General features: G+C 39.6%; 26 protein-coding genes. 7 read left to right on the forward strand and 19 right to left on the reverse strand.

Translation table 11 applies throughout. The features are described from left to right. Positions 1-93: 93 nt before the first annotated feature. Positions 94-603, reverse strand: coding sequence for a phosphoribosyltransferase family protein (locus tag OC25_RS22000; protein WP_039480679.1), 510 nt, complete (start codon positions 601-603; stop codon positions 94-96). Positions 604-792: 189 nt separating this feature from the next. Here OC25_RS22000 and OC25_RS22005 point away from each other — a divergent pair, with 189 nt between their 5' ends. Beyond that, entirely contained in the window at positions 793-1,497 is a 705-nt protein-coding gene (locus tag OC25_RS22005) for a head GIN domain-containing protein (RefSeq protein WP_039480681.1), read from the forward strand. Positions 1,498-1,641: 144 nt separating this feature from the next. Here the strand turns inward: OC25_RS22005 and OC25_RS22010 are convergent, their stop codons facing one another. The 3 genes from OC25_RS22010 to OC25_RS22020 form a co-directional block, all read right to left on the reverse strand. Continuing rightward, a complete protein-coding gene (locus tag OC25_RS22010) occupies positions 1,642-2,049 on the reverse strand; it encodes a hypothetical protein (RefSeq protein ID WP_039480686.1) in 408 nt (135 codons plus the stop codon). Between the two features lie 127 nt (positions 2,050-2,176). Continuing rightward, a complete protein-coding gene (rlmD, locus tag OC25_RS22015) occupies positions 2,177-3,589 on the reverse strand; it encodes a 23S rRNA (uracil(1939)-C(5))-methyltransferase RlmD (RefSeq protein WP_039480691.1) in 1,413 nt (470 codons plus the stop codon). A 209-nt stretch (positions 3,590-3,798) separates the two neighbouring features. Beyond that, the gene (locus OC25_RS22020; RefSeq protein WP_025145553.1) at positions 3,799-3,909 is read right to left on the reverse strand and encodes a hypothetical protein; all 111 of its coding nucleotides are present in this window, start codon (positions 3,907-3,909) and stop codon (positions 3,799-3,801) included. A 583-nt stretch (positions 3,910-4,492) separates the two neighbouring features. Between OC25_RS22020 and OC25_RS22030 the strand changes: the two genes are divergently transcribed. Beyond that, positions 4,493-4,951, forward strand: a complete 459-nt coding sequence (locus OC25_RS22030; protein ID WP_039480698.1) for a DoxX family protein — start codon at positions 4,493-4,495, stop codon at positions 4,949-4,951. A gap of 32 nt (positions 4,952-4,983) precedes the next feature. Beyond that, complete coding sequence (locus tag OC25_RS22035; protein ID WP_039480702.1) at positions 4,984-6,687, forward strand: M28 family peptidase; 1,704 nt, start codon at positions 4,984-4,986, stop codon at positions 6,685-6,687. A gap of 1 nt (position 6,688) precedes the next feature. On the opposite strand, the gene OC25_RS22040 is transcribed toward OC25_RS22035, so the two are convergent. After that, positions 6,689-7,120, reverse strand: a complete 432-nt coding sequence (locus OC25_RS22040; protein WP_039480910.1) for a virulence RhuM family protein — start codon at positions 7,118-7,120, stop codon at positions 6,689-6,691. Between the two features lie 39 nt (positions 7,121-7,159). Here OC25_RS22040 and crtD point away from each other — a divergent pair, with 39 nt between their 5' ends. Next, a complete protein-coding gene (gene crtD / locus OC25_RS22045) occupies positions 7,160-8,644 on the forward strand; it encodes a 1-hydroxycarotenoid 3,4-desaturase CrtD (protein ID WP_039480706.1) in 1,485 nt (494 codons plus the stop codon). Positions 8,645-8,710: 66 nt separating this feature from the next. Here crtD and OC25_RS22050 read toward each other — a convergent pair whose 3' ends face one another. Genes OC25_RS22050 through OC25_RS22065 form a run of 4 tightly spaced genes read right to left on the reverse strand, consistent with a single transcriptional unit; the run spans position 8,711 to position 12,100 of the window. Next, positions 8,711-9,271, reverse strand: a complete 561-nt coding sequence (locus OC25_RS22050; RefSeq protein WP_082018685.1) for a shikimate kinase — start codon at positions 9,269-9,271, stop codon at positions 8,711-8,713. 17 nt (positions 9,272-9,288) lie between these two features. Next, the gene (locus OC25_RS22055; protein WP_039480710.1) at positions 9,289-10,344 is read right to left on the reverse strand and encodes an ABC transporter permease; all 1,056 of its coding nucleotides are present in this window, start codon (positions 10,342-10,344) and stop codon (positions 9,289-9,291) included. A gap of 1 nt (position 10,345) precedes the next feature. Continuing rightward, positions 10,346-11,497: a BT_3928 family protein gene (locus OC25_RS22060; protein WP_039480713.1), complete on the reverse strand. Its 1,152-nt coding sequence runs from the start codon at positions 11,495-11,497 to the stop codon at positions 10,346-10,348. A gap of 57 nt (positions 11,498-11,554) precedes the next feature. Beyond that, positions 11,555-12,100 (reverse strand): DUF1599 domain-containing protein, encoded by a 546-nt coding sequence (locus OC25_RS22065; protein ID WP_039480916.1) that lies wholly within the window; start codon positions 12,098-12,100, stop codon positions 11,555-11,557. 98 nt (positions 12,101-12,198) lie between these two features. Between OC25_RS22065 and folP the strand changes: the two genes are divergently transcribed. The 3 genes from folP (at position 12,199) to cdaA (ending at position 14,467) form a co-directional block, all read left to right on the forward strand. After that, positions 12,199-13,050 (forward strand): dihydropteroate synthase, encoded by an 852-nt coding sequence (folP, locus tag OC25_RS22070; protein ID WP_039480717.1) that lies wholly within the window; start codon positions 12,199-12,201, stop codon positions 13,048-13,050. 143 nt (positions 13,051-13,193) lie between these two features. Further along, the gene (locus OC25_RS22075) at positions 13,194-13,556 is read left to right on the forward strand and encodes a four helix bundle protein (RefSeq protein ID WP_039480721.1); all 363 of its coding nucleotides are present in this window, start codon (positions 13,194-13,196) and stop codon (positions 13,554-13,556) included. A gap of 119 nt (positions 13,557-13,675) precedes the next feature. After that, positions 13,676-14,467: a diadenylate cyclase CdaA gene (gene cdaA / locus OC25_RS22080; RefSeq protein ID WP_039480724.1), complete on the forward strand. Its 792-nt coding sequence runs from the start codon at positions 13,676-13,678 to the stop codon at positions 14,465-14,467. 100 nt (positions 14,468-14,567) lie between these two features. On the opposite strand, the gene OC25_RS22085 is transcribed toward cdaA, so the two are convergent. From OC25_RS22085 to recJ, 10 genes are all read right to left on the reverse strand, one after another. Next, a complete protein-coding gene (locus OC25_RS22085) occupies positions 14,568-14,978 on the reverse strand; it encodes a BrxA/BrxB family bacilliredoxin (RefSeq protein ID WP_039480726.1) in 411 nt (136 codons plus the stop codon). A 90-nt stretch (positions 14,979-15,068) separates the two neighbouring features. After that, on the reverse strand, positions 15,069-15,569 hold the full coding sequence (locus OC25_RS22090; RefSeq protein ID WP_209435622.1) for a CCC motif membrane protein: 501 nt from the start codon (positions 15,567-15,569) through the stop codon (positions 15,069-15,071). 10 nt (positions 15,570-15,579) lie between these two features. Beyond that, a complete protein-coding gene (locus tag OC25_RS28570) occupies positions 15,580-15,903 on the reverse strand; it encodes a DUF2752 domain-containing protein (RefSeq protein WP_052266390.1) in 324 nt (107 codons plus the stop codon). Further along, positions 15,887-16,315 (reverse strand): YkvA family protein, encoded by a 429-nt coding sequence (locus OC25_RS22100; protein ID WP_039480729.1) that lies wholly within the window; start codon positions 16,313-16,315, stop codon positions 15,887-15,889. The genes OC25_RS28570 and OC25_RS22100 overlap by 17 nt, the downstream gene beginning before the upstream one ends. Before the next feature lie 17 nt (positions 16,316-16,332). Continuing rightward, positions 16,333-17,220: a YARHG domain-containing protein gene (locus OC25_RS22105; protein WP_039480732.1), complete on the reverse strand. Its 888-nt coding sequence runs from the start codon at positions 17,218-17,220 to the stop codon at positions 16,333-16,335. 3 nt (positions 17,221-17,223) lie between these two features. Next, on the reverse strand, positions 17,224-17,850 hold the full coding sequence (locus OC25_RS22110; RefSeq protein ID WP_039480735.1) for a DUF2306 domain-containing protein: 627 nt from the start codon (positions 17,848-17,850) through the stop codon (positions 17,224-17,226). Beyond that, positions 17,851-18,258 carry a hypothetical protein gene (locus OC25_RS22115; RefSeq protein WP_039480739.1) on the reverse strand — a complete coding sequence of 136 codons (408 nt, stop codon included), beginning with the start codon at positions 18,256-18,258 and terminating at the stop codon, positions 17,851-17,853. Positions 18,259-18,367: 109 nt separating this feature from the next. Continuing rightward, entirely contained in the window at positions 18,368-19,885 is a 1,518-nt protein-coding gene (locus OC25_RS22120; RefSeq protein ID WP_039480741.1) for a GH3 auxin-responsive promoter family protein, read from the reverse strand. A gap of 159 nt (positions 19,886-20,044) precedes the next feature. Continuing rightward, positions 20,045-20,785, reverse strand: coding sequence for an LPS export ABC transporter ATP-binding protein (gene lptB, locus OC25_RS22125; RefSeq protein ID WP_039480746.1), 741 nt, complete (start codon positions 20,783-20,785; stop codon positions 20,045-20,047). A 76-nt stretch (positions 20,786-20,861) separates the two neighbouring features. After that, positions 20,862-22,562, reverse strand: coding sequence for a single-stranded-DNA-specific exonuclease RecJ (recJ, locus tag OC25_RS22130; RefSeq protein WP_039480749.1), 1,701 nt, complete (start codon positions 22,560-22,562; stop codon positions 20,862-20,864).

Here is a 22,562-nt window from a genome sequence, read left to right on the forward strand (position 1 = left end):
CGGGGCTGATACATTTTGGGAAATTGCAAAAAAATGAGCTGAATTGCAAATGTAATGGCACATCCGCGTTACATCTTACGTCTTACATTTCCCCTAACTCAAATACACCCGGTCTTCTTCACCTTCCACATCCATTACCACATCTACATGCTCTTTTAAAATGGTGGCCAGTTCGAGGCCAACAAAATCGGTTGCAATAGGGAAAATTTTATGGCTTCTATCAACTAAAACCACCGTACGGATTTTTTTATGCGGCGTATTTAAGAAAACACCCAAGCCATAAGCTAAGGTTTTGCCGCTGTTTAAAACATCATCAACAATGATGATCACCTTGTTTTTCCAGTAGCTCTCATCTAAATCAGTTGAGGCTACCAGTTTGCTGCTCTCTTTTTGCAAATCGATGCGCAGCAATGTTACTTTAAAGCCAGAGATTTTTTTCAGCACTTTTTCCAGGCGCAAAGCCAGTTTATAACCACGATCCCAAATTCCGGCAAGCACAATTTCCTTTTCGTTCAGGTTATCTTCTAAAATCTGATAAGCGATACGATCTATCTTTTGCTGAATTTGTTTCTTGTTTAGAATAAGTAATTGTGATGCGGCCATTGTATTAAAAGGTTGAATACAAAAAGAACGATTTTAAGGATGAAATTCAAACTATTTGAAAAATAATTTCGATTGTCTGCAACGTTTTGACCTTAACTGCGTCTTATTAATACCAAAAACAAAATCCCAGGCTGTTATTACCCTAAAAACCAGGTTTGCCAGTCTAATAATCATTTAACGAAGAGCACTATGAAAACCCTTACCCAATCTGCAATCATTTTATTTGTGATCGTGAGCAGCTATATGGCCAGAGCACAGGAAACCAAAAATGTTGCCGTAAAAAACTTTAACAGCATCGATATTAGCAGCGGAATAGACTTATATCTTACCCAAGGTGGAAATGAAGGCGTAAGCATCCAATCAGATAGCGAAACCCTGAAAAACATTGTAGTAGAACAAAACGGAGCCAATGTAAATATCAAATTTAAAGATGGTATTAATTGGGGCGGCCTCTTTAAAAATCGCGTAATTAAAGCTTATGTAACCTATAAGAGCCTGAATACCATTGCAGCCTCAGGTGGTTCGGATGTATATACCCAAAATCAGTTAAAAACAGATAAACTGGCTATCCGTTCTTCTGGCGGTTCAGACCTGAAACTGGATGTGGTTTGTAACGATTTATCCATCCAATCAAGCGGTGGTAGCGATATTGACCTAAAAGGTAAAGCTGAAAACATGACCATCCAATCAAGCGGCGGCAGTGATATTGATGCTTATGGTTTTATAACCAATTATGCCAAAGTACAGGCATCTGGCGGTTCAGATGTGGCTATTTACGTAAACAAAGGCCTTGAAGCATCTGCAAGCGGCGGTGGCGACGTACATTATAAAGGAAATGCATCACTGAAGAAAACATCAAGCTCAAAAAGCGGAGATGTAAGACACGTGAATTAAGAAAATTTAGTTTAGTTTAATGATAACTCGCTGCTTTGTGGATACAAAGCAGCGTTTGTTTTTTAGGGGAATTGCACAGATGGGATGGATTACACAGGTGGAATAAGTGTAGTATTTATGATTCCGATTCCGGACAACTCCAGACTATCTTTTCTTATACGGGTAATAAATAAAATTGGCACCTTCGGGAACAATCACGAATACGCACATAAAATCTTCAGGCTTTTTATAAACTTTTAAAAAGGGTTCTTTTTTCTCTTTACTGATAATTCCTTTTTCTACAAACTCCTCTAAGGTGGAAGCTTGTATCGTCCAATTGGTATTAAGTTCTTCTTTATTCAAAATTAGCTCACCAATATTCACTTCATGCTGATGGGCGATAAAAATAGGGTGTGCAGAAATGCCTTCAACCATAATCTCTATAGCTACTTCTTTTATCGCATCCGTATAAAGCTCAAGGTCTTTTTCTAAACTTACCAGCGGACTTTCCTGTTTCTTTTGAGGCGCCCCACCGTCTTCTGGTGTGGCGCTTAACAATTCTTCTCTATCCATTTTTATTGTTGAAAGGTTGAATGTTGAAACGTTGTAAAGTTCCGGCATACATCCTACATTTTTTATTGTTGAAAGGTTTAAATGTTGGAAGGTTTTAATTTCCAACATACATCTTCCATTTTACATCTTATGATTTTAACCTTAATAATACAACATTCTCCACATGCTGTGTGTGCGGGAACATATCCACAGGCTTAATGCGTGCCACATCGTATTTTTCTTTTAACAACTCGAGGTCTCTGGCCTGAGTTGCGGCATTACAGCTTACGTAAACAATTTTTTCAGCTTCCATTTCCAGCAAGCGTTGCACTACATCGGCGTGCATACCAGCCCTTGGCGGATCGGTAATTACCACATCAGGCTTGCCATGACTGGCAATAAATTCTGCAGTTAGAATATCTTTCATATCACCGGCATAAAAGATGGTATTATCGATTCCGTTTAGCTCAGAATTAAATTTAGCATCTTCAATAGCGGTTGGCACATATTCTACCCCTACTACCTGCTTTACATTTTTAGCCACAAAATTGGCAATGGTTCCAGCTCCTGTGTATAAATCATAAACCAGCTCATCGCCTTTAAACTCTGCAAAATCACGGGTAATTTTATACAATTCGAAAGCTTGCTCAGAGTTGGTTTGGTAGAAAGATTTTACGCCAATTTTGAAACGAATACCGTCCATTTCCTCAAAAATATGATCGCGGCCTGCAAATACCACTACTTCCTGATCGAAAATGGTATCGTTTTTCTTTTGGTTAACAATATAAAGCAATGAAGTAATTTGTGGAAATTCTGCTTTAAGGAAATTCATTAAACCATCTATCTGCTCTTGTTCAGGATAAGCAAAAACTACTGCTATCATTACTTCACCAGTAGATGAAGTACGGATGATGAGGTTACGCAGTACGCCTTCGTGGTTACGCAAATCGTAAAACGATAACCCGTTTTCTAAAGCGTACTTTCTTACCGCATTCCTGATTGAGTTGGAAGGTTCGGCCTGCAAATAACAATGCTCAATATCTAAAATCTTATCAAAACGCAGGGGTACGTGAAAGCCCAGGGCATTCATATCAAAATCTTCGTCGCGCTCTACATCGGTTTTTTCTAACCAGCGTTTGTTCGAAAAAGTAAACTCCAATTTATTGCGATAGTAACGATCATTTGCAGAACCTAAAATCGGCTCTGTATGCGAGGTATCTATTTTACCCAGGCGCTGCAGCGCGGCCTCTACATTTTTTTGTTTAAATTTTAATTGGGATTCGTAACCCATGTGTTGCCATTTGCAACCGCCACAGGTTCCGAAATGAGCACAAAAAGGATCGGTACGTAAATCAGACTTTTCATGAAGTTGCTCAATTACCGCTTCAGCGAAATTCTTCTTCTTTTTGGTTAAACGTACATCCACTACATCGCCGGGAACTGCCTTATCCACAAAAATCACCAACTCGTCGGCTTTGCCAACACCTTTTCCTTCTTCAGCAATATCGATTATTTGTACGTTTGGAACAATAGTTACCGTACCGGGTTTTCTTCTACTCATTATCTTGCAAAGATAGAAAAAAGAGGTAAAAGGTTGAGGGTTGAAAGACAGAGGGTTAAAAATGTGGATCCAGAAGAACTAAACTATTGAAGATAAGATAGAAGCAAGAAGATCAAAAAGGTAGAAAGCTAAGATGCCGGCACAAAAAAAATGGACAATACCATCCCTAAAGGACTGGATATCCGTTATGAAAATTTTGGTTTCAAAAATTATTTTCCAAAAAATTTAAATGCGGCGCCCCAGAAACCATCCAGCCAGTTAAATTTCAGGTCAAACTTTTCATCTACCTGTACAGAAAATTCAAGTATTTCTTTGCTCATGATAAAAAACCTTTCAATTTTAACAATAATACTAAATTCATACCAAAAACCAAAATGGTATAGTTTAAGTTTTTGTTAATTTTACATCAAATGGTTAAATCCCCTTTTTCAATAACCTCGACTCTATGTATTCGAAATAAAAATTTATCCCAATTCAAATCATCTAAATATTTAGATGTTAGGCTTTCTAGGCTCTATCTTAGAATACCGTAGTAAATACTCCATCTTACTCCATAGATAATCATAGGCCTCTTCTGCATTACTAAAAACCTTAAAGTCATTCCTCCCGCCTTTTTCATCCAAATAAAAAAACTCCCACCTAGAATAATTTTTGTATAAGATACAAGCATCAGGCTTTAAACCTTCATTTAAGGAATACCATCGATCGGGGATATTAGCCCAATGTAGTCTATCTTTCAATTCTAATAAGTCCATCTCTATTTTAAAATTCGAATATATTCAAGTTCCTTGAACCATCCTGAATTTACTTATTTAAAATCCACTGATTTTCAATTATTTGTTTGATATACCAATATAATTTCCGTAACTTAAGTTATCATTCACATAAAAATGGAGGTTCGTTATGAACGTTATCCGTAAAATTGAACATTGGGGCGATGTTCATCATTCAAAATGGCTGGATTATCTTCGCATTGTCCTTGGCCTTGTCATTTTTGGAAAAGGTGTTTCTTTTGTTAGCGATACATCTGTACTCCAGAACATGATTACACAAAACAATATTTTTGGTTTCTCCAGCATGTTAATCAGCATGGCCATACATGTGGTGGCATTTGCACACCTGGTTGGTGGCGTTTTAATTACGCTGGGCCTAGTAACCCGCTTTGCGGTGGTTATCCAGATTCCGATTTTGCTGTTTGCCGTATTTTTCGTTAACCTTACCCCAGGTTTTTCTTCTCCAAACTCAGAACTCTGGTTCTCCGTGCTGGTTTTATTCCTGCTCATCATGTTTTGGGTGGTAGGCTCCGGACCATTATCGGCCGATGCAGAAATGAAACGTAAAACTGGTAAGCGTTACGCTTAAATTCTTAGTATCTTTCGCTTTTATAAACGCTTATGAAAACGAAGATACTTTTTGCACTGCTTTTTGCGGGGTTGACCAGTTACGCACAGAATCCAGAGGATGAATATTTTAAACTCACCCGGAAAGGTTTTAATGCACAAAATGCCTACGAAACCACAGCTTTTGTAGAGAAATACTTTCGTGTGCCCGGCAATACAGGTTTCAACGCCAGCATCCACCAGGTAGAAAGCATATTGAAAAAAGCAGGTTTTGTAGCTCAGCAGCAAAATGAATTTGAAGCACCTTTAACTTATCGCATCGAAAAACGGGCGATGAAAGCCAATACCTGGGAGCCTGTTGATGCCAGCATCGCTATTGTTGGTGAGCAACAGCCTTTAATCTCTTTTCAAACTAACCGCAATATGATTCCGATTAATTGCGGCTCAACCCCTGCGGGCGGCGTTACCGCTCCGGTAGTCTATCTCGAAAAAACGAGTCCGGCCGATCTTGAAAAAATGGATCTGAAGGGAAAAATCCTGTTTTCAGAAAGTCATCCCTCACGCTTACTCCAGGCTGCTACTAAAGCAGGTGCCATTGGTGTACTGGGCTATTCGATGCCTAAATATACACAACCCGAAGTGCACCAGACCTCTATTCAGTTTGGCAGCATGAAGGCGAACAGCGAGGTGTGGACTTTACTGCTATCGTACGCGGCGAAAGAAAAATTAAAAGCCGCTTGCTTAAAAGGTACACCTCAGTTAAAAGTAAATATCCAAACCAAAATTTATCCATCAGAAGAATTAACCATTGTAGCGAATGTGCGCGGAAGTGTAAACCCTGATGAGCGCTTTGTTTTTAGTGCACACGTACAGGAACCCGGAGCCAATGATAATGCAAGTGGCGTGGGCACCCTGGCTGAAATGGCGCGCTTAACTGCAGAATTGTATAAAGCAAAAAAAATAAACCCCAAACGCAGTTTAACCTTTTTATGGGGCGATGAAATTGTTTCGACCCGCAGATACATTTCCGAAGATAGTACCCGCGCCAAAGGCATTATGTGGGGAATGAGCCTGGATATGGTTGGCGAAGACACCAAAAAGACCGGTGGATCTTTTCTGATTGAAAAAATGCCTGATCCATCAGCTATCTGGACCAGGGGAACCGACAAACATACCGAATGGGGCGCCGGCGATGTAGCTGAAAAAGATCTTTTCCCTCATTATTTTAACGATTTCATTTTCGATATCTGCAAAGCACAAGGAAAATTTGCCAACTGGACGGTTAATTATAATCCTTTTGAAGGCGGTAGCGACCATACTCCTTTTTTACAAAATAAAATTCCTGGGTTATTAATGTGGCATTTTACCGATGTTTTTTACCACACCGATAACGACAGGATTGATAAAGTTTCGCCAACGGAAATGAAAAATGTTGGTATAAGTGGTTTAACCGCGGCATACACCTTAATATCGGCAGATGAGAATACAGCAATTGCAACTGTTGCACAGGTGAAAGCTGATGCACTTAGCCGCTTAAAAACCGAATTCGATTTAAGCAAAAAGGCCATAGCAGCAGGTAAATCCGCAGCAGAAGAAAAGCACATTATTGAGGTTTGGAGCAAGTGGTATATTGATGCATTGGCTACTATCAATAAAATGGCGGTAAAACCACAAACCACAAGAGTAGGTTCTGCGATTAAGTTTACCACAGGAGAAGTTGAAAAGCAGACAAGGGTATATCTGGAGGAGTTGAAATAAGTTAGTTATTAATCGCCTGTTTTAACTCCAATAATTGCTGACTCTGCTCCTGCAACTTTTTATTGTTTAAGGCATATCCTTTAAGTAAATAGTCTTTTAAAATTTGGTTAGCCCAAATACGAAACTGTGTTGCTCTAACCGAATTTACCCTATAACCAATTGATAAAATCATATCCAGATTATAAGCATCAATCATCCTCTTTACACTCCTCAAACCTTCCACTCTAACTATTTCCATTTTGGAAATAGTTGACTTATCCAATTCTTTGTTACGTAATATATTGTTAATATGCTTATTAACTGCTGGAACCTGAATTCCAAAAACTTCAGCAATCTGCTTTTGTGTTAGCCAAACAGTATCGTCTCCGTAAGCAACTTCAATTGCAGGTAACCCTTCTTTAGTTTTATATATGATAATTTTATCCCTATCCATTACTTTAAGTTAGTAAAAATATTATCCTATTTTCGCATCATGCCTAAACCAAAAGCAATTGTTATCGGTGCCGGAATTGCCGGAATCGCTTCGGCTATCCGCCTGCGCATAAAGGGATATGAGGTAAGCGTTTTTGAAGCTGGCTCTAAACCCGGGGGTAAACTGGCAGAAATCAACATGAGTGGATTCAGGTTTGATGCAGGCCCCAGCCTGTTTACCATGCCACAATATGTAGATGAACTGTTTCAGCTAGCCGGTAAAAATCCAAACGATTATTTCGAATACACCAGGCTAAAAGAAATTTGCCGTTATTTTTACGAAGATGGATTAAGGTTAACGGCTAAAGCTGATTTAAATGACTTTGCACGGGAAATTGAAACAAAAACCGAGTCAACCGCAGCAGAAGTTGAAAAGTTTCTAAAAAAAAGTGCGACCATTTACGACGTAACCCACAAAGTATTTCTGGAACGCACACTGCACAAGTTGAAAAGTTACCTTCATTGGGACACCTTAAAATCAGTTTTCAGGTTTGGGCAAATCGATGCTTTCAGGACACAGCAACAGGCCAATAACAGTTTTTTTAAAGATGCCAGAATTGTCCAACTCTTTAACCGATACGCTACTTACAATGGCTCCAACCCGTATCAGGCTCCCGCAACTTTAAATGTAATTCCGCATTTTGAGTACCATTTTGGTGCCTATTTACCTAAAAACGGGATGTACGGTATTGTTAATGGTCTGGTAAAACTGGCAGAAGAGCTGGGCGTAAAATTCCATTACAACCAAAAGGTCGAAGAAATACGGTATACTAACGGGCGCAAACCTAAAGTACAGGGCGTAACGGTTAATGATAAAATGCTTACCTCAGAGGTAGTAATTTCGAATCTGGATATCTGGTTTACCTATAAAAACTTGCTTAAGGGTATAACGCAACCTAAAAAGCTACTCAGTCAAGAACGCAGCAGCTCTGCCTTAATTTTTTACTGGGGTATGGATAGCAATTACAGCGATTTAGGTTTACACAACATCTTTTTTGCATCAGATTATCAGCAAGAGTTTAACAGCATCTGGAAAGATAAAACAATCAGCAACGATCCCACGGTTTATATTAACATTAGCGGTAAACACCTCCGTACAGATGCCCCTTTAGATAGCGAAAACTGGTTTGTCATGATTAACGTCCCCGCCAATAATGGCCAAGACTGGGATCAGCTCATTCAGCAGGCAAGAGCCAATATCATCCAAAAAATCAGTCGCATTTTAAAGCGGAATATTGAAAGAGATATTGTTTGCGAACAAATTTTAGATCCACAAAGCATAGAAAGTAAAACCGGTTCCTACCAGGGATCATTGTACGGCAATAGCTCAAACAATCAGTTCGCTGCATTTCTGAGGCATCCGAACTTCAGCTCAAAGGTTAAAAATTTATTCTTCTGCGGGGGAAGCGTTCATCCCGGCGGAGGTATCCCTCTGGCTCTGCTGTCGGCTAAAATTGTAAGTGATTGTGTTGATGAGGTGGTTTAAGCTAGTAGCGGGTAAGTAGTATCAGGTATATAGTATCGGGTATATAGTATCAAGTATCTGGAGGGATTAAGCCTTAAGTGCTGCTTCCAGTTTTTCGCCGTCCAGATCAAAGGCATCAACAATTAATTTCGCCTGGGTATAAAAAGGATCGCGCTCCTGTAGTTTTTCTTTAATAAATACCAGCAATTGTTCGTCGTTTAAATCTTTAATTAGCGGTCGTTTCTGGCGATTGTGTAACCTCGACACCAAAGCCGCAGGTTCCATTTGCAGATAAACTGTTTCACCGTGCGCATTCATCCACTCCATGTTATCGAAGAAACAGGGCAAACCACCACCGGTAGCAACCACACAGGTTTCGGGGTAATCGAAAGTTTTAAGCATTTCACTTTCATAATCCCTAAAACCGCTCTCACCAAACTCAGCAAAATATTCGGCAATGCTTTTTCCACTTTTGGCAACGATTTCAGCATCAAGATCAATTACAGGGCAATCCAACCGGTGCGCCAATTGCTTTGCTTTGGTACTTTTACCACATCCCATGTACCCTACCAGAAAAATGATTCCTGAAATTGCTTTACCTGGAACAGTTGTTAAATTTTCGCTGTTTGTATGGTTCGTATTGCTCATGCTTATTATTTTTTGGGTTACGCCAGTTTCACCCTCGGATCGATATAGGCGTACAAAATATCGACCAATATATTAATTACAACGAAAACAAAAGCAATAAATAATATCGACCCCATTACTACAGGGAAATCAGACATCTCTAATGCGGTTACAGTTGTTCTGCCCAGTCCGTTATAGCCGAAAATATATTCCACAAAAAACGATCCGGCCAATAAAGAAGCAAACCAGCCAGAAATAGCGGTTATAACGGGATTCATGGCATTTTTTAAAGCATGTTTATAAATAATCGTATTCCTGCTTAAACCCTTTGCCCTGGCTGTCCTGATGTAATCCTGGGCCAGTACGTCGAGCATGGCACTGCGCGTAAGCTGTACAATAATGGCCAGTGGTCTCAGTCCTAAAGTAATCATCGGTAACCATAAATTGCGCAGGGTTAGTACTTCGCCGTTAAAAGGATCGTAAGAATATAAACTTCCGCTCATTTTCAATCCCGTGTAATTGCTCAGTACAAAACCAAAAAGCCAGGCAATAATGATCCCCGCAAAAAAGGAGGGTGCCGAGATACCCAAAATAGCGAAGGCATTGGCCGATTTATCAATCCACGAATCTTTATATACTGCTGATAGCACACCTAAAAACACACCAATCAGTGTGGCGAAAATCATGGCGGTTAATGCCAGGATAAAAGTATTTGGAACGGTTTCAGCAAGAATTTCAGTCACATCACGCCTGGTTTGATAAGAACTGCGCAAATAGGGCCATTTGATCACAACTGCCTTTTTACCGAAAGTCATTAATTTAGTGTAATGATATTTCTGTCGGGTGGCAGTATCGTTATCGAGCACACTAACAGGCGATAAATCGTTCACATACAAAACAAACTGAACGGGTTTCGAACGATCAAGACCAAACTCTTTACGTACCGCTTCGAGCGATTGCACATCGGCACGTTGCCCCATAGTCATCCGGGCAGGATCGCCGGGCAGGATGTTAAACAGCACAAAAACAACCAGTATCACGCCAGCCATAACCAGCAATCCATACATGAGTTTTTTTAGTGCATAACCAATCATTTTACTTATCGAAATATTTCCTGCTCAACTGGTCAAAAGTAGGCACATTGTGATAGTGCCATTTATTAATTACCACTCCGTTCTTCAACAGCAGTACACCTGGGTTAGCCCTTACCATACTTTTCAAGGGCACGGCATCCGCATAAAAAACTTCAGAAAACAAGTTATTCTTTTTGATAAAAGCCTCTGCATCCTGTGCCGAATTGGAGGTTAATAAAACCGTACGGATGTTAAACTGCTGCGTAGCGTTTATGGCAATCGCATTTAATTTACCAATGGCACTTTCGTTCGTATTTTTAAGATCGTAGGCTACAAAAATTAAACTGTAGTAAGGATTTTCGATCAGTTCTTTAGTATAATCAGTTCCTGAAGCATCGGTAATTACCAAATCCTTGATTTTAGGCTCATAACCTTTCTTTACCAGCCTTTTGGTTGGCTCGCCAATAATTTCCCAATTGTTATCTTTCCAGATTTCGGTTTTAAGATAGGCTTTATCGCTCATGTCTTTTTCCGCATTGGTTTTCTTATTTTTAAGGTGATACATGATTTCGAACTCATCAGGCTTTTCTCCCGGAGGGATCACCATTAATGAAGGAATATGTGCACCTACCTTATAAGGCAGAAAATCCATAACCGGTAACACATTGTAAGTATACAGGCCAAAGCCCAAAGATATGATCGTTACTGCCAAAGCAATGTTACGTTGAGTAGCTTCCTTTTTAAATAAAGGCTGAATTAGCTCCTTTTTGGCAAAGATGATGAGAATCAATACCAGCAAGATCAAATCTTTACTGAACGATTGCCATGGGGTAAGCGGAATGGCATCGCCAAAGCAACCACAGCTGGTTACCACTTTAAATGCTGCCGAAATAAAGGTTAACAACGTAAAGAAAATGATGAGCAACAGCAATCCCCAGGCTACTTTTTTGCTCCAGAAACCCAATAACAACAAAGCCCCTAAAACAATTTCGAGGGTACACAGTAAAATAGCAATACCGGTAGCCATTCCGTTCAGGAAGCCCATGTGAAAAACCTCGAAATACTCCTGCAGTTTATAGCCAAAACCCAGTGGATCGTTGGCTTTGATTAAGCCGGAAAAGATAAATAAAGCGCCAACAAAAAATCTGGAGAATCTTAAAAGTACGTTTTGCATCGGTATAATCTGTTTTTCAGTCGTAATAATATTTAATGGCTATGCTTAAGTGGAAACTTATTTAACCCCCAGTTTAATCAGGGCGAAAACCGAGTAATTCAACATATCCTGATAATTTGCTTTTACCCCTTCTGATGCCAGGGTCTGTCCTTCGTTATCTTCGATTTGTTTAACCCTGAAAATTTTCATTAAAATCAGATCGGTAAGCGAGCTGATGCGCATATCGCGCCAGGCCTCTCCATAATCGTGGTTTTTGGCAAACATTAAATCCCTGGTTTCGGTAACTTTTTCATCAAATAACTTTTCAACAGTTTCAAAAGGCATTTCATTCGGATCGTTTTCGGTAAGCTCGAGCTGCATCATGGCAATAATGCAATAGTTCACTATGCCAATGTATTCTGAAGTTACGCCCTCGCCTACTTTACTTACTTTTTTTTCTTCCAAAGTGCGAATGCGCTGGGCTTTGATAAAAATCTGATCAGTGATAGAGCTTGGCCTCAATATCCGCCAGGCCGTACCATAATCTTTCGTTTTCTTTAAAAATAATGATCTGCAAACTGCAATCACTTCATCAAATTCTGTAGCCGTATTTGTTTGTGCCAAAGCCAATATTTATTTAGTTTTTAGTGTATTTTTGTCGTGAAAAACAAAAGCTAAAGATACATTTTTAAAGCGAAACCCAAATCCCGAAAGGGTTTATTATGGCAGAAAAAAACTTTTTTGAGCCCAAGCAAAGCTTAAATATAAAGGGTAGGCTTATCGATTTAAGTCGCCCAAAAGTGATGGGAATTCTCAACATCACACCCGATTCTTTTTACAGCAACAGCAGAACAAAATCTATAGATGAGGCCCTGGCCAAAACAGCACAATACCTGACCGAAGGTGCCACGTTTATCGATATTGGCGGTTATTCTTCAAGGCCTGGTGCAAAGAATATTTCCGAACAGGAAGAAATAGATCGGCTGGTACCGGTAGTGGCTAGTTTATACGAAGCTTTTCCAGAAGCCATTTTTTCCATTGATACCTTCAGGGCCAAAGTAGCCGAGGCAACCATTCAGGCTGGTGCGCATATTGTTAACGATATTGCCTCAGGCGACATGGACGAGCTGATGTTCGAAACCGTCGCCAGATTGCAGGTACCTTACATGATTATGCACATGCAGGGCACGCCGCAAAACATGCAGCAAAACCCGGTGTACGAAAACGTAACGCTGGAAGTTGTAGATTATCTGGCTAAAAAAGTAGCAGAACTGAAAGCATTGCACATCCACGATGTGATTATCGACCCAGGATTTGGTTTCGGAAAAACCATTGCGCACAATTACGAGTTACTAAACCAGATGGAGGCTTTTCGGATTTTTAAACTTCCGGTGCTTGTTGGTTTTTCGCGCAAAGGAATGATTTATAAAACATTGGGCACTAACGCAGCTGAAGCGTTGAATGGCACTTCGGTACTGAATACCATCGCCCTCCAAAAAGGCGCAGGAATTTTAAGGGTACACGATGTAAAGGAGGCCGTAGAGTGTGTGCGGTTGGTGGAAATGTTGGGTTAATTGGTTAACTGGTTAAACTGGTTAATTGACCGGGCATAGTTGGTTATTAATTGTTTAAATTGATAAAACACAACCTACTGGTTAATTAACAATCTATCGCTTATATTTGATATCATCCCCTGATTAACCTAAACTTAATTACGATGCATATTTATTCCTTTGAAAAACTAGAAACCTGGCAAAAAGCAAGAATGTTTAGAAAAGACATTTACCATTTGACCAGAAAATTCCCTAAAGAAGAAATATTTGGATTAACAAGCCAACTTAAAAGATCTGCAAGCAGTATTGGTGATTGTTTAGCAGAAGGTTCAGCCAGAGTTACACCAAAGGACAAAGCTCATTTTATAACCATTGCTTATTCAAGTGCGATAGAAACAATTAACCACATTATTGGTGCTTATGACCTCGATTACATTAGTGAAGAAGAATACGTTGCATACAGACTTAAACTAGATGAATTAACCAACAAATTGAATGCTTTACGTAAATCAATTTTAAAAAATTAGGTTTTCAAGGCCATTAACTAATTAAACGCTTTGAACAATTAACCTAATCCCAACAATTAACCAATTAAACGATTTATACAGTTAACCAATATAGAAACTGTTTTACTATCTTGCCCATAATGAAAGGATTAGATTTCGACTTTGTAAAATTCACCATTACCGATGTGGTAGATATTGTGCTGGTGGCACTGTTAATTTATTATGTGTACACACTAATCCGCAATACCCTCGCCGTAAACCTGCTTGTGGGTATGCTCATTATTGCCATATTTTACCGGGTGGTAGATGCGCTGAACATGAAATTGCTGACCACCATCATCGATAAATTCATGAGTGTGGGTATTATTGCCCTCATTGTTATTTTTCACCCCGAAATCAGGCGCTTCCTGCTGCTCATTGGTAAAAATGCCTTTTTACAGAAAAACAAGGCCTGGTGGGGTTATTTATTTGGCCGCAAAGAAATTGAACGAAATAACCTAACGCGGATAAAACCCATCATCGATGCCTGCAAAAGCATGAAAAAAACCAGAACAGGTGCGTTGATTGTGTTTGTTAAATTTTACGACGAACAGTTTTTTGCCAATAGCTGTGAGTTGGTTGATGCCAAAATATCCAAGCGGTTATTAGAAAGTATTTTCCAGAAAAACAGCCCGCTGCACGATGGCGCTGTAGTAATTTCTGAGAACAAAATTAAAAGTGCAAGCTGTATTTTACCTTTAACAGATAACGATCAGTTACCCGCACAATTTGGTTTAAGACACCGGGCCGGTATCGGTGTTTCTGAAACTACGGATGCTGTAGCAGTAATTATTTCGGAAGAAACAGGAGAAATTTCGTATGCCAAACAAGGCCGGGTAAGAATGAACGTTTCGTTCGGTGAGCTGGAGAAATTGCTCAATAAAGACTTTTAATAGCACCGATTTATAGATTTAAGGAGATTACACTGATTAGTGTTATGTCAATCAGTGTAATCTAAATATCTGTGTAATCCACCAAATCGGCGTAATCTTACTAACAGTATTGTTCGAAAGCACCAATCAGGTTCTCAGCAATCATTTGCGCTGGTCTGCCTTCAATCTGGTGACGTTCTATCATGTGTACCAATTTACCATCTTTAAATAAAGCCATAGCCGGCGATGATGGAGGGAAAGGCATCATGTAATTTCTGGCCTGATCTACAGCTTCTTTTTCCATACCTGCAAAAACAGTAACCAATTTATCAGGGTGTTTTTCGTGTGCTGCTGCTGCTCTTGCTGCAGGGCGTGCATTTGCTGCCGCACAACCACAAACCGAGTTTACCACAACTAACACAGTTCCTTCGCCTTTAATGGCTTGATCTACATCTGCTGCGTTTTTTAATTCCTGAAAACCTGCGTTCGTTAATTCCTTACGCATAGGTTCTACTAAATATTCTGGATACATTATAATGAGTTTATTATTTACAATTTGAACGCTACAAAAATAAGAAAATCGGATGGCATGTACCATCCGGTTTATATTTTTAAGGTAAAATTAATTACCTAAGCCTTTCTCTCTTAGCAGTTCTTTCATCAATTCAGGGTCTCTCAAAGCAGCCCAACCAAATACAGCTATCATTAAAATAATACAAATGATATAAAGTAAACTCAATATAGAGCCGATTATGGCACAAACCTTTCCGGCCTTGGTATTTTTATAAGATGAAATGGCGTATAAATTCGGGTTAAGCCTGTATTTCTTAATGTCGCCTGCAGCTAAAACCCATGCAACTATCCCAAAAATTAAGCCGAGACCATAACAGCAACACCCCGGAATAGATAAAATACCCAATACCAGGGCAGCTGTTGAGTTGGGTAAATTTTGTTGTCCCATTCCTCCAAATTGTCCGAATGGAGGTGGCTGCTGAAAAGGTGGCGGTTGTTGAAATGGAGGTGGTGTTACCGGCCCTTCGTTGATAGGCTGCACAGTTGATTCCTCGTTCTTAGAAAGATCAATAGGTTTATTTTCTTGCGGGTTTTCCTGTTCTTCTGACATGAGTAGGTGTTTAACTTAGTAGTTGGTGATTGTATATTTTGTAAATGTAATTGATTAGGACAATTACTGCAATACCTGCAAAAACGATTTTAATTAGCTGGGCGCCAAATTTAAAGTCGAATTTAAGGTGGAGAATTGTAAAAAGTACAATAAAAATTAAAGGAAGGGTTGCCGGATAAAAGCGAAAAGAATCGATTAAATTACCCTTTAGCAAAGCCAATACCGATCGTTGTAAACCACAGCCGGGGCAATCGATTCCGAATTGGGATTTAAACGGACAACTTAGCAAATGCCCACCCAACCAATCTAAAAAGCTTTTATGCGGGTGAGCCATCAATATCAATTATTTTTCCCTGTGCATCTTTCCAGGCTTTATATTTTTCCAGATCTTTAAGCACCTGCCTGTACACCAGGTTTAAGATATAAATATCATCAATAAAACCTAATGCCGGCACAAAATCAGGAATCACATCTATGGGCGACAGGAAATAAACGAGTCCACCCAAAATGGCAACGATTGATCGTTTGGGGATTTCGGTATAGCTGCCGTTTACATAATCTTTAGATACGGCAAACAATAATACCAGTTTTGCCCAAACGCCTTCCAGATCACCTTTATTGGTTACAGCCTTGCCCAGTGCATCCTTTATGGTTTTACTGGCCCTGGTTTTATCGTTCAAAATCACTGTAGCTTTGCTTTGCGATTTTTTAAAGAAATCCAATATTTTTTGCCTGTTCAATTTCATGCTCAATCTATTACAAATTAACGGCCAAAAGCATCGTAATTGTCTTCGGCATATTTGGTAAAGCGATCTAATAACTTGATATTTTTATTTTCTATTGCCGTTAAATCGTTATCAACATTGTTTTTAACCGGTACGTACCACTCAACAGGATCGAAAAAATTACGGAAAGTCTGCTTTTTAAAAGCATAACCGTGACGCGCGAAAATGGTGTTTTTGATAATCTGCAAATCGAGTTTTCGCAAATTCTTTAAATCAGCCTCATTTAATAAAACTGTAGAAGCATTTAACTTAAAAATCTGATCAGACGCACTTCTGTAAAAAGCATTGGCACCTAACGAATCGATGGTTCCATCTTCGAGGGTATCTAAATGTTCAACCATTTTATGATCGCTCCAGTCTACATAACTGGCCTCTGTGGGCAACATCAAACTGGCGTTATAAACAAAGGCTTTTTTCAATAATTTAAACTGTTTCTCCGGCCATTTCAGTGCTGTTTTATAGGCATTCCATTTACCAATTAAAGTATCGCCAACCAGTGTAATTTCAAATTTCCCGTCGTATTTTTCACTTCCGGGTTCATCTAAAACAAACGTAATTTTACCTCCATCATCAGATAGTTTACCCAATAATGGCCGGCTGTTACCCGAAACCACGCTTTGTGCAATAACAGTATCTTTTGTAATCTTTTTAATGTTGATATTCAGTTTTTTCACCGCATCTGTCATATCGCCATCGTATTCCAATTCATCCTGCGTGTAAAAATCGCCCACCCAAAAGCCATACAGCTCTTTGTGGATTTCCTGCTGTGCTATACCGCCAGCTTGTTTTTGTGCATTTGTTTTTTTGTTTTCCCTGCAAGAAAGCATCAAAAATGGGAGCAGCGCTAATAAGAAGATTCTTTTCATCAATTAAATTATTTTCCGTTTAATAAGCCATTCGGCGAGTAATAAATTGGGGATCCAGCCCAGCCAGGCAATAATCTGGTAAACATCCATTGGGGCAGGATGAAATAAATATACTAAAATAACTTTCCAAAGCCTTAATGTTATGGCCGAAGTTACCAGGGCAAAACTACGGTACATCATTTTTTTATGTGCTTTTATTTTCCGGTTGAGAATGAGTTGCACTGCCTTGAATGTAAACCAAAACCACAAAACACCTAAAATAACAAACGAAGTTTTAGCCATTAAGCCACCATTGGCAAAACAGCCGATAAAAATACCCGAAGGTGCTGCCAAAATTAAAACCACACCCGCATACAGGTAACCCAGTAAACGATGGATTTTAGGATATTTTGCAAGTATTTTAGGGTTAAACTGTGTAAAGCCAGCCAGTAAAACAAATATGGCACTATACACGTGGATGTAGAAAACAGGCAGGTATGCGCTAATTCCGGTTACTTCGGTTTGTTTGATCTGAAGAAAAGAAGCCTCGCTACTAAAAGGGATATAGCGTAAAGTGATCTGCACCATCAGCATAAAAAAGTAGGCAAAAAACAATAGCCAGGCCACCTGTTTATAGCTGATCCTTTTCATTTATTTTTTGTTAAAGAGCGCCAGTAACTTTTTATCGAAAGGTATGGGTATCAATTTGCCATTTAAGACATCATTTTCGTATAACTGCTTTTTTTTAGGATCGAACACGAAATAGTTGGTAACCATCAGCCTATCCGGATAATTTTGGTGCAGGCTAAAATTATAGGTTTTGGAATAGCTGCCTGACAGATCCGTTCGAGGATTAGGACTGCTCTCGAGCATAAAACCGTACGAAATGCCGCCATTTTTTTTCACCCTTTCGCCCAAACCTTTGGTTAACTGCTGACATCTTGGCGATGTTTCTACAATTTTATACGCAATCTGCGCTTTGTAACTCTCTTTTACCTGGCCTTTTGATTGAACTACGGAAAATACCAGCGTTAAAATAAGAAATAGGATGTTTTTCATTGTTGAGTTGCGTTATTAATTATAAAACTGTCACACTGAGTTTGTCGAAATGCCATCGTATGGTCTTCGACAAGCTCAGACTGACACATTTAAATGAAATTCACCAAAATTAAGCTGATTTCATCATCTCCAGAATATCTTCCACATACTTCCGCTCGTTAGCTAAACGTGGTACTTTATGCTGACCGCCCAGTTTATCTTTAGCTTTTAACCAGTTGTAAAAGGTATGTGCAGGTGCATTGTGTACTTTTGGTCTACATAATGCCATATCTTTAAAGCGCTTGGCATCATAATCAGAATTTACCTCGCGCAGGGTTTGATCCATAATGTCTACAAACTTTTCAAAATCATCGGGCTGTTTATCAAACTCAATAATCCATTCGTGGCCTCCTGCTTTTTCCCCTTTAAAATAAATCGGACCGGCAGTATAGTCTTTAATTTCGGCACCCGTTTCCTGGCAGGCTTTGGTTAAGGCCTGTTCGGCATTATCGATAATAACCTCTTCGCCAAACGCATTGATAAAGTGTTTGGTACGCCCGGTAATTTTAATGCGATAAGGGGCCAGTGAGGTAAACTGAATCGTATCGCCAATCATATAGCGCCACAAACCACCATTGGTAGAAATTACAATTGCATAGTTTTTATGCAGCTCCACTTCGCCCAGAACCAGCGCTTTCGGATTTTCTTCTCCAATGTGTTCCATCGGAATAAATTCATAGAAAATGCCATAATCAAGCATCAATAACATTTCATCCGAATCGTCCTGATCCTGGATCCCAAAAAAGCCTTCAGAGGCATTGTAGGTTTCCAGATAATACATATCTGCCGATGGGATGAGCTGTTTAAACTGCTCACGATAAGGCGCAAAGTTTACAGCACCATGAATATACACTTCGAGGTTTGGCCAAACTTCGAGCAAATTGCTTTTGCCTGTAAGTTCGAGCACTTTTTTAGCCAGTACGATCGTCCAGGTAGGTACGCCCGAAATACTGGTTACATTTTCGTTGATAGTCGCCTCGGCCATCCTATCCATTTTAATTTCGTAGTTGTCCATCAAAGCGATAGACATATCGGGCGTACGGTAAAACTCGGCCCAGATGGGCAGGTTTTTAATCAATACAGCCGATAAATCGCCATAAAAACAATCTTCGTTTAATTGGTTTACCTGATGGCTGCCACCTAAAACCAGGCTTTTACCGGTAAACATCTGGTTATCGGGCCGGTTGTTGCAGTAAATAGAAAGCATGTCTTTACCACCCTTAAAATGGCATTCTTCAAGGCTTTCTTCAGAAACCGGTATAAATTTACTCCTATCGCTAGTGGTACCTGATGATTTTGCAAACCACCTGATATCTGATGGCCAAAGGATATTCTGCTCGCCATTGAGCATGCGCTCAATATAGGGCTTTAAAGTATCGTAATTCTGGATGGGAACGCGTTCCTGATATTGCTGTACCGTTAAAATGGTTTTATAATCGTACAATTTACCCCATTCGGTATTTTCGGCACTATCAATCAGCGTATGGAACCATTCTTCCTGAACATCATGCGGATATTTCATAAAAAGCTCAATCTGGTGGATCCGCTTTTTCATTAACCAGGTAAAAATCGAATTTACAATTGCCATCTTAATGGTTAAAATTAATGAATATCATTTGATCAAAAGTTGCTATTCTTTTATCTACAGCACCTGGGTTTACAGTAATTTGTTTAAGCATAAAGTTTAGGCAACACCCAAAATTAAAATTTGTTTGTGGTAGACAATAATTTATCCCTAACCTGAAAATTAAACATCGAATTTCTTACGTTTTAACACGAAGTTCGATCCCAAATATACTTTTCTTACCATCTCGTTTTCGGCCAGTACCTCTGGTACCCCTTGCTCTAAGATTTTCCCTTCAAAGAGCAAATAAGCCCTATCGGTAATCGAAAGGGTTTCCTGTACGTTGTGGTCGGTGATTAAAATACCGATATTTTTGGTTTTCAGTTTAGCCACAATACTCTGTATTTCTTCTACCGCAATGGGGTCTACCCCGGCAAATGGCTCATCCAGTAAAATAAAGTTCGGGTTTGCAGCCAAAGCACGGGCGATTTCTGTACGGCGACGCTCCCCACCCGACAATAAATCGCCACGGTTTTTGCGCACCTTATGCAAGCTAAACTCATTAATCAATTCTTCGAGTTTATCTTTTTGTTCTTCCTTACTCATGTTGCTCATCTCCAGAATGGCAAGAATATTATCCTCAACAGTAAGTTTCCTAAAAACTGATGCTTCCTGGGCAAGATAACCGATTCCCTTTTGTGCCCTGCGGTACATAGCATCTTCGGTAATATCTTCCTCCTCTAAAAAAATACGCCCTTCGTTGGGTTTAATCAATCCCACAATCATATAAAACGAAGTAGTTTTACCCGCCCCGTTCGGTCCCAGCAAACCCACAATTTCGCCCTGGTTTACGTTAAACGAAACGTTGTTTACAACAGTACGCTGTTTATATTTTTTAACCAGATTTTCGGCTCTTAGTATCATATATCTCTACACTAAACCTCGCAGGTTTTTAAAACGGCTATGCCAAATTAAACCTGCGAGGTTTATTAAAGTTTAATTAATTAACTTTTATTCCTTTAATATTCAGTTGCAAACGCTTCTTATCCCGCCACACATTTTCTTCAATGGTATAACAAATAGAAAAAGGTACTCTTGGCAGCAATTGGTTTTGAAATTCTCCCAAACCAAATGCGATGCCCTCAAAAATAGGCGAATTTTGTTGTTTTACATTAATTTTTAAGTGATTTGCACCAACAGCCATGGCGTGTTGTGCCAGATATACCCCATGGGTAACAAAAACCGGCGCCATGTTTTCTGGCCCAAATGGCCCCATCTGCGCCAAAACCCGGTAGAACTTACCATCAATCTGCGCCAGTTCTATCTCGGCATCGATTTTAATCATCGGGGTTAACAACTCTTCGGTAATGCTTGCCGCTACAATTTCTTCAAACTTATCTGCAAAGGCATTTACATTATGCTCCTGCATGGTTAAGCCTGCTGCAAATTTATGTCCTCCGTACTGATCCAATAAATCCGCACAACCACTCAGGGCCTCGTATAAATCGAACCCCACTACCGAACGGCACGAACCTGCCACATGACCATTTGATTTGGTGAGCACGATAGTTGGGCGGTAATATTTCTCCGTTAAGCGCGAAGCCACAATTCCAATCACCCCTTTATGCCAGTTCTCGTTAAATACCACAGTGGTTTTTCTGTTAATCAGTATTTCACTATCTCCGATTAAAGCCAATGCTTCGCGGGTAATATCCTGATCGTAAGTTTTACGTTCGGTGTTTTTCAGGTTAATCAGCTCGCTCTGTTCCAAAGCATTGCCATCAACCTGGCAAAGCAACATGGCTACCGCATGCTTGGCATGGTCTATTCTACCTGCAGCATTTATCCGCGGACCGAGTGTAAAAACCACATCTGTAATGGTGTAATTTTCGGTCTTGCCCGAAACTTCCATCAATGCGCGCAAACCTTCGCAAGGGTTGGTATTTAATTTTTTCAAACCATAATGTGCCAAAATACGGTTCTCCCCAACAATGGGTACAATATCGGCAGCAATACTGATCATCACCAGATCCAAATACTGCAAATAACTTTCTTTAGGCAGCTGGTGTTTTTGAGCATACGCCTGCGCCAGTTTAAAACCTATACCGCAGCCTGCCAGTTCTTTAAACGGATAAGGACAATCTGCCCTTTTCGGATCTAAAACAGCAATTGCCTTAGGAAGCTCATCTCCCGGTAAGTGGTGATCGCAAATGATAAAATCGATGCCTAAAGTATTGGCATAATCAATTTTGTCGATAGATTTTATCCCGCAATCGAGCGCAATAATTAACGAGAAGCCATTTTCACTGGCATAATCTATACCAGCTGTGGAAATGCCGTAACCTTCTAAATAACGGTCGGGGATATAATATTCAATGTTTGAGGTTAACTGAGAAAAGAAACTGAAAGCCAGGGCTACTGAAGTTGTACCATCTACATCATAATCGCCATATATCAGGATTTTTTCATGATTTGCCAAAGCAGTTTCGATCCTGGCTATTGCAGCATCCATATCTTTCATTAAGAAAGGATTATGCAGGTGATCCAAATCCGGCCTGAAGAAATCTTTGGCCTGATCGAAGTCGCAAATATTTCTTTGTACCAATATTTGCGCCAGAGAGCGATCTATATTCAGTTGTTCTGCAATCGTAGTTATCGTAGCATCATCACAATTTGATGCAAGCACCCATCTTTTTTCCAT

This window comes from Pedobacter kyungheensis (genome assembly GCF_000812965.1).
GTDB lineage: Bacteria > Bacteroidota > Bacteroidia > Sphingobacteriales > Sphingobacteriaceae > Pedobacter > Pedobacter kyungheensis.